This is a genomic window from Pseudomonas machongensis, from assembly GCF_034961125.1.
Taxonomy (GTDB): domain Bacteria; phylum Pseudomonadota; class Gammaproteobacteria; order Pseudomonadales; family Pseudomonadaceae; genus Aquipseudomonas; species Aquipseudomonas machongensis.
Genome location: NZ_JAYFUI010000181.1, coordinates 1 through 6,282, shown reverse-complemented (window position 1 = coordinate 6,282; position 6,282 = coordinate 1). Strand labels below are relative to the sequence as shown.

General features: G+C 64.5%; 8 protein-coding genes. 2 read left to right on the top strand and 6 right to left on the bottom strand.

Translation table 11 applies throughout. The features are described from left to right. Positions 1–8: 8 nt before the first annotated feature. The 4 genes from VA602_RS17520 to dadA form a co-directional block, all read right to left on the bottom strand. The gene (locus tag VA602_RS17520) at positions 9–413 is read right to left on the bottom strand and encodes a c-type cytochrome (protein WP_323453824.1); all 405 of its coding nucleotides are present in this window, start codon (positions 411–413) and stop codon (positions 9–11) included. 153 nt (positions 414–566) lie between these two features. Then, entirely contained in the window at positions 567–1,115 is a 549-nt protein-coding gene (locus VA602_RS17515; RefSeq protein ID WP_054894107.1) for a cupin domain-containing protein, read from the bottom strand. 109 nt (positions 1,116–1,224) lie between these two features. Beyond that, positions 1,225–2,298 (bottom strand): alanine racemase, encoded by a 1,074-nt coding sequence (gene alr, locus VA602_RS17510; protein ID WP_054894108.1) that lies wholly within the window; start codon positions 2,296–2,298, stop codon positions 1,225–1,227. 131 nt (positions 2,299–2,429) lie between these two features. Next, positions 2,430–3,731 (bottom strand): D-amino acid dehydrogenase, encoded by a 1,302-nt coding sequence (gene dadA / locus VA602_RS17505; RefSeq protein WP_065864728.1) that lies wholly within the window; start codon positions 3,729–3,731, stop codon positions 2,430–2,432. A 155-nt stretch (positions 3,732–3,886) separates the two neighbouring features. On the opposite strand from dadA, the gene dadR reads away from it, so the two are divergent. Next, positions 3,887–4,375, top strand: coding sequence for a transcriptional regulator DadR (gene dadR, locus VA602_RS17500; RefSeq protein WP_003258963.1), 489 nt, complete (start codon positions 3,887–3,889; stop codon positions 4,373–4,375). Positions 4,376–4,379: 4 nt separating this feature from the next. Here the strand turns inward: dadR and VA602_RS17495 are convergent, their stop codons facing one another. Beyond that, positions 4,380–4,730: a YkgJ family cysteine cluster protein gene (locus VA602_RS17495; RefSeq protein ID WP_054894110.1), complete on the bottom strand. Its 351-nt coding sequence runs from the start codon at positions 4,728–4,730 to the stop codon at positions 4,380–4,382. A gap of 128 nt (positions 4,731–4,858) precedes the next feature. Here VA602_RS17495 and VA602_RS17490 point away from each other — a divergent pair, with 128 nt between their 5' ends. Beyond that, on the top strand, positions 4,859–6,151 hold the full coding sequence (locus VA602_RS17490; RefSeq protein ID WP_323453822.1) for an NAD(P)/FAD-dependent oxidoreductase: 1,293 nt from the start codon (positions 4,859–4,861) through the stop codon (positions 6,149–6,151). Here the strand turns inward: VA602_RS17490 and VA602_RS17485 are convergent, their stop codons facing one another. Next, positions 6,152–6,274 (bottom strand): DUF1127 domain-containing protein, encoded by a 123-nt coding sequence (locus VA602_RS17485; RefSeq protein ID WP_323453823.1) that lies wholly within the window; start codon positions 6,272–6,274, stop codon positions 6,152–6,154. It abuts the gene before it with no gap. Positions 6,275–6,282 lie beyond the last annotated feature (8 nt).

Sequence of the window (6,282 nt, the reverse complement as noted above, 5' to 3'; positions counted from 1 at the left end):
AGTCCGGTCTACAGCCCGGACATCTTCTTGATCGCACCCTTGAGCTCCTCATCCGAGCAGTCGGCGCAGGTGCCCTTGGGCGGCATGGCGTTGATGCCGGTGATGGCCTTGGCCAGAATCCCGTCGAGGCCGCCCTGGTGATCGGCGCGCTCTTTCCAGGCCGCCGTGTCGCCGATCTTCGGCGCATTCAGCAGGCCCGTGCCATGGCAGGCATTGCAGTGCTTGGCGATGATTTCGTCGGGTGTCTTGGCGCCACCGCCACCGGCCGATACGGCCACTTCCATGCCCTTGCACTCCTGGCCCTGGACGCACACCTGCCCCACCGGCTCCAGGCGCTTGGCGATGTCGTCGTTGGTCGCAGCGCTTGCATTGAGTGCCCAGAGGGCGAATACGGCTGCTGGTATGGCCAGCATTTTCTTGATTTGGTTCACGCGTACACCCTCATGGTGGCTAATCACGCCCGCCGCCACGGTTGGCGAGCGTTGAAAAGTATAGCGGCTACCCGGAAGGCGTGAAACGACCCCACACAGGAAAGGGGTATTGGCGAAACAATACGCTGCGCTGGATCAAAAGTTCGAAGGCGTGGCAGCACTGATCAGACGGGCAGGTTCGTCGAAAGGGTTGCGGAAACGGTGCGGACGGGTGCTCTCGAAGTAGTAACTGTCGCCCGCTTCGAGGATGAAGGTTTCGGCGCCGACCACCAGTTCAAGACGGCCTTCGAGGAGGATTCCGGTCTCTTCGCCATCGTGTGTGAGCATCTCTTCACCCGTGTCGGCCCCTGGCGGATAAACCTCGTTGAGAAAGGCGATGGCACGGTTGGGGTGCGATTTGCCGACCAGCTTCATGGTCACCGCGCCGTCGGAAATGTCGATCAGCTCGTGGGCCTTGTAGACGATCTGGGTGGGGCTTTCCGGCGCAAGCTCGACGGAAAAGAACTCGACCATCGACATGGGAATGCCGCTCAGCACCTTGCGCAGGGAGCTGATCGACGGGCTCACGCTGTTCTTCTCGATCATCGAGATGGTGCTGTTGGTTACGCCCGCCCGTTTGGCGAGTTCGCGCTGGGACAGGCCCTTGAGCTTGCGGATGGCTTGCAGTCGTTCGCCGACGTCCAAAGCTTGCGCCTCCAGAAACGGTCGAGATGGGGTCAAATGTGAACGATATCATGGCAATGCCGTTCAGTATTTACAACACGCAAGACCCCAGCCTGTCTGCTTCAGCGCCTCATTCGCCGTAATAATCCAATGGCACGCGCCGCAGGTTGCAGAAGATCTGGTAGGGAATGGTGCCCGCCTGTTGCGCCACGTCACTGGCCAGGACCTGCTTGCCCCACAGCTCGACCGGGCTGCCGATACCCGCTTCGGGCACTTCGGTGAGGTCGACGCAGAGCATGTCCATCGAGACCCGACCAATCAGTTGAGTACGCTTGCCGGCGACCACCACCGGGGTGCCGGTGGGCGCGTGGCGTGGGTAGCCATCGGCGTAACCCATCGCGACCACGCCAACCCGAGTCGGGCGCGGGCTGGTGAACTTGGCACCGTAGCCGACCGGCTCACCGGTCGGCAGTTCGCGCACGCTGATGATCCGCGATTGCAGGGTCATTACCGGTTGCAGGCGTGCAGCTGCGGCCTGCTCGACCTCGAACGGCGTGGCCCCGTACAGCATGATGCCCGGACGCACCCAATCACTCGGCACCTGCGGCCAGCCCAGCACACCGGGGGAGTTGCGCAGGCTGCACTCGGCGGCCAGCCCCTGGCGGGCGGCCTGGAACACGGCAACCTGCTGCTCGGTGGTCGAGGCATCGAGCTCGTCGGCACGGGCGAAGTGGGTCATCAGCACGATGCGCGCGACCTTGCCGCTGGCCAGCAGCCGCTGGTAGGCCTCGTGGTAGTCCTTGGGGTGTAGGCCGACGCGATGCATGCCGCTGTCGAGCTTGAGCCAGATGTTCAGCGGCTTGCGCACGGCGGTCTGCTCGATCGCTTCGAGCTGCCACAGCGAGTGCACCACGCACCACAGGTCGTGCTCGGCGATCAGCGCCAGCTCGCTGGCCTCGAAGAAGCCTTCGAGCAGCAGCACCGGAGCCTTGATCCCTGCGGCACGCAGCTCCAGGGCCTCTTCGATGCAGGCAACGGCGAAACCGTCCGCCTCGGTCTCCAGCGCCAGGGCGCAACGTACCGCACCGTGGCCGTAGGCATCGGCCTTGACCACGGCAAGGGCCTTGGCGCCGGACAATTCACGGGCCAGGCGGTAGTTGTGACGGAGGGCTTGGAGGTCGATCAGGGCACGGGCGGGGCGCATGGAGGGCAGCCTTCTGGTGGATCTGTTTATGACGGAGGAACGGTGCTGGCCTTTTCGCGGGCAAGCCCGCTCCCACAAGTCCTCATCCTGCCGTGGGAGCGGGCTTTCCCGCGAAGAGGCCAGCGCTGCAATTACTGGTGAGCCGATACCGGGCTACCGTGGCCAGCACTCTCCCGGCTGTTGCCGTAGCGCGAGATATCCAGCCCTTCGGCACTGATCTGCGGCTTCTTGCGCGCGATCAGGTCGGCCAGCAGGCGACCGGAACCGCAAGCCATGGTCCAGCCCAGGGTGCCGTGACCTGTATTGAGGAACAGGTTGCGGAACGCGGTACCACCGACGATCGGGGTGCCATCCGGAGTGGCCGGGCGCAGGCCGGTCCAGAAACTGGCCTGGCTCAGGTCGCCGCCGCGAGGATAAAGGTCGTTGACGATCATCTCCAGCGTTTCGCGTCGACGCGGGTTCAGCGACAGGTCAAAACCGGCGATTTCAGCCATGCCACCGACACGGATACGGTTGTCGAAACGGGTGATGGCGACTTTGTAGGTTTCATCGAGAATGGTCGACGTCGGGGCCATGTCGGCATCGGTGATGGGCACGGTGAGCGAGTAGCCCTTGAGCGGATACACCGGTGCCTTGATCCCCAGCGGCTTGAGCAGTTGCGGCGAATAGCTGCCCAGGGCCAGCACGTAGCGATCGGCGGTTTCCAGCTTGCCGTCGATCCACACGCCATTGATACGGTCACCGGCATGGTCCAGGCGCTGGATGTTCTGGCCGAAGCGGAACTCGACGCCCAGCTTGATGGCCATGTCGGCCAGCTTGGTGGTGAACAGCTGGCAGTCGCCGGTCTGGTCGTTGGGCAGGCGCAGGGCGCCAGCAAGGATGTCCTTCACGCCCGCCAGCGCAGGCTCCACGCGGGCGATGCCGTCGCGGTCGAGCAATTCGTAAGGCACGCCAGACTGCTCGAGCACGGCAATATCCTTGGCTGCGGCATCGACCTGGGCCTGGGTGCGGAACAGTTGGGTGGTGCCCAGGGTGCGGCTCTCGTAGGCGATGCCGGTTTCGGCGCGCAGCTCGTCGAGGCAGTCGCGGCTGTACTCGGACAGGCGCACCATGCGCTCCTTGTTCACCGCATAGCGATTGGCGGTGCAGTTACGCAGCATCTGCGCCATCCACAGGTACTGGTCGACGTCACCGGTCAGCTTGATGGCAAGCGGTGCGTGGCGCTCGAGCAGCCACTTGATGGCCTTGAGCGGCACGCCTGGCGCGGCCCAGGGCGAGGCATAGCCGGGCGAGATCTGGCCAGCGTTGGCGAAGCTGGTTTCCATGGCCACCGCCGGCTGGCGATCGACCACCGTCACTTCGAAACCTTGCCGGGCCAGGTAGTAGGCACTGGCGGTTCCGATCACACCGCTACCAAGTACCAGAACTCGCATCGTTTATCCCTCGCACGCGGTACACCGCAGTCTTTTGTTGAAATGGCATGGATGCGCGCAGTATAAGAATCTCAGCCCAGTGCTTTTCACTATATAAAAACCTATATTTGGCGAGAATTCTCGGCAAAAACGCCTTTCACGGAGGGGCATCCCCTATGAGAACCCAACACCAGAGCAAACGTGAACTGGACAAGATCGACCGCAACATCCTGCGCATCCTGCAGAATGACGGGCGTATCTCCTTCACCGAGCTGGGCGAGAAAGTCGGGTTGTCCACCACCCCCTGCACCGAGCGTGTCCGTCGCCTGGAACGTGAGGGCATCATCATGGGCTACAACGCCCGCCTCAATCCGCAGCACCTCAAGGGCAGCCTGCTGGTGTTCGTCGAGATCAGCCTGGACTACAAGTCCGGCGACACCTTCGAAGAGTTCCGCCGCGCCGTACTCAAGCTGCCGCATGTGCTGGAGTGCCACCTGGTGTCGGGAGACTTCGACTACCTGGTGAAGGCGCGCATTTCCGAGATGGCCTCGTACCGCAAGCTGTTGGGCGACATCCTGCTCAAGCTGCCGCATGTGCGCGAATCGAAAAGCTACATCGTGATGGAAGAGGTCAAGGAGAGCCTCTGCCTGCCAATTCCGGACTGAACCGTCAGACCAGCACCTGGCGGGTGCTGGCGATATAACCATGGATCAGCCGCTCGGCCTCGGGTTCGATCGGCTGCTGCGGACCACGACCACGGGGGCAGGCCATGCGCGGCGTGGTACCGAACAGGCGGCAGATCAGCGGGCGCTCTTCATAGACGGTGCAGCCTTGCGGGCCGAGGTGCACACAGTCCAGGCGCTCCAGCGCAGCATCCTGTTCGGCCTGGGTCTTGCGCGGCAGGCGAGCCATCTCTTCACTGGACGTGGTGACCGGGCCACAGCAGTCGTGGCAGCCCGGCTCGCATTCGAAGGACGGGATGAGTTCGCGCAGGAACTGGATCTTGTGGTTGCAGGGCATGGGCGGTGTGTCGTCGAGGTTTGTGAGGATTATAGGCCCATTCGCCGAGCAAGCCCTCGCCCGGTTGCCCAACCGCGAAACCCCAGCTTATCCTCGCCCCCTTCGCACCGACTCCAGGGCCTTCCCAGATGATCCACAGCGCGCAGCACGCCGCCTCCTACTATGCCGCCAGCAGCGCGCCGCAACCGGACTACCCCAGCCTCGAAGGCGAGCACAGCGCCGATGTGTGCATCGTCGGCGGCGGTTACTCGGGCCTGAATACCGCCATCGAGCTGGCCGAGCGCGGCTTCTCGGTGATCCTGCTCGAAGCCCGCAAGATCGGCTGGGGCGCCAGCGGTCGCAATGGCGGGCAGTTGATCCGTGGCGTTGGCCACGATGTCGAGCAGTTCCTGCCGGTGCTCGGCGAGGATGGCGTGCGCAGCCTCAAGTTGATGGGCCTGGAGGCCGTGGAGATCGCACGTCAGCGTATCGAGCGCCACGCCATCGCCTGCGACCTGACCTGGGGTTACTGCGACCTGGCGTACAAGCCCGCCGAGCTGGACGGCTTCGCTGAAAATGCCGAAGAGCTGCGCAGCCTGGGCTACCGCCACGAGGTCCGCGTGGTGCCCGCGTCCGAGATCCGCAGCGTGGTCGGATCCGACAGCTTCGTCGGCGGCCTGGTCGACATGGGCTCGGGCCACCTGCATCCACTCAACCTGGCCCTGGGCGAAGCGGCCGCCGCCGAGCGCCTGGGCGTGAAGCTGCACGAGGGTTCGGCAGTAACCCGCATCGACTACGGCCCGCAAGTCCAGGTGCACACGGCGCGGGGCCGCGTGCGCGCCAGTACGCTGGTGCTGTGCACCAACGCCTACCACAACGACCTCAACCGCGAACTGGGCGGAAAGGTGCTGCCCGCCGGCAGCTACATCATCGCCACCGAACCCCTGGGCGAAGCACGTGCCCGCCAGTTGCTGCCACAGAACATGGCCGTGTGCGACCAGCGCGTGGCGCTGGATTACTTCCGCCTGTCCGCCGACCACCGCCTGCTGTTCGGCGGCGCCTGCCACTACTCCGGGCGCGACCCGAAGGACATCGGCGCCTACATGGGCCCGAAGATGCTCAAGGTGTTCCCGCAGCTGGCCGGCGTGCGCATCGACTACCAGTGGGGCGGCATGATCGGCATCGGTGCCAATCGCCTGCCGCAGGTCGGGCGCCTGGCCAGCCATGCCAACGTCTATTACGCCCAGGCCTACTCCGGCCACGGCCTGAACGCCACGCACCTGGCCGGACGCCTGCTGGGCGAGGCCATCAGCGGCCAGCAGACGGGGCGCTTCGACCTGTTCGCCAAGGTAGCGCACGCGACCTTCCCTGGCGGCAAGCACCTGCGCTCGCCGCTGCTGGCGCTGGGGATGCTCTGGTACCGGCTCAAGGAGCTGCTCTGATCACGCTCGCCAGAATGGCTTGCACCCTTCCTCCCGAGCCTGCTGGCGGCTGATGCCGATATCCAGCAACTGGTGATCGCTCAACTCGCGCAGCACCCTGCGCGAGCGCCAGCGATGCACCATCAGCCCCA

What these genes read in the sequence shown, in the direction of transcription:
- VA602_RS17520 (WP_323453824.1), bottom strand. Translation starts at nt 413, where the DNA reads ATGCTGGCCATACCAGCAGCCGTATTCGCCCTCTGGGCACTCAATGCA.
- alr (WP_054894108.1), bottom strand. Translation starts at nt 2,298, where the DNA reads ATGCGCCCCGCCCGTGCCCTGATCGACCTCCAAGCCCTCCGTCACAAC.
- dadA (WP_065864728.1), bottom strand. Translation starts at nt 3,731, where the DNA reads ATGCGAGTTCTGGTACTTGGTAGCGGTGTGATCGGAACCGCCAGTGCC.
- dadR (WP_003258963.1), top strand. Translation starts at nt 3,887, where the DNA reads ATGAGAACCCAACACCAGAGCAAACGTGAACTGGACAAGATCGACCGC.
- VA602_RS17495 (WP_054894110.1), bottom strand. Translation starts at nt 4,730, where the DNA reads ATGCCCTGCAACCACAAGATCCAGTTCCTGCGCGAACTCATCCCGTCC.
- VA602_RS17490 (WP_323453822.1), top strand. Translation starts at nt 4,859, where the DNA reads ATGATCCACAGCGCGCAGCACGCCGCCTCCTACTATGCCGCCAGCAGC.
- VA602_RS17485 (WP_323453823.1), bottom strand. Translation starts at nt 6,274, where the DNA reads ATGGTGCATCGCTGGCGCTCGCGCAGGGTGCTGCGCGAGTTGAGCGAT.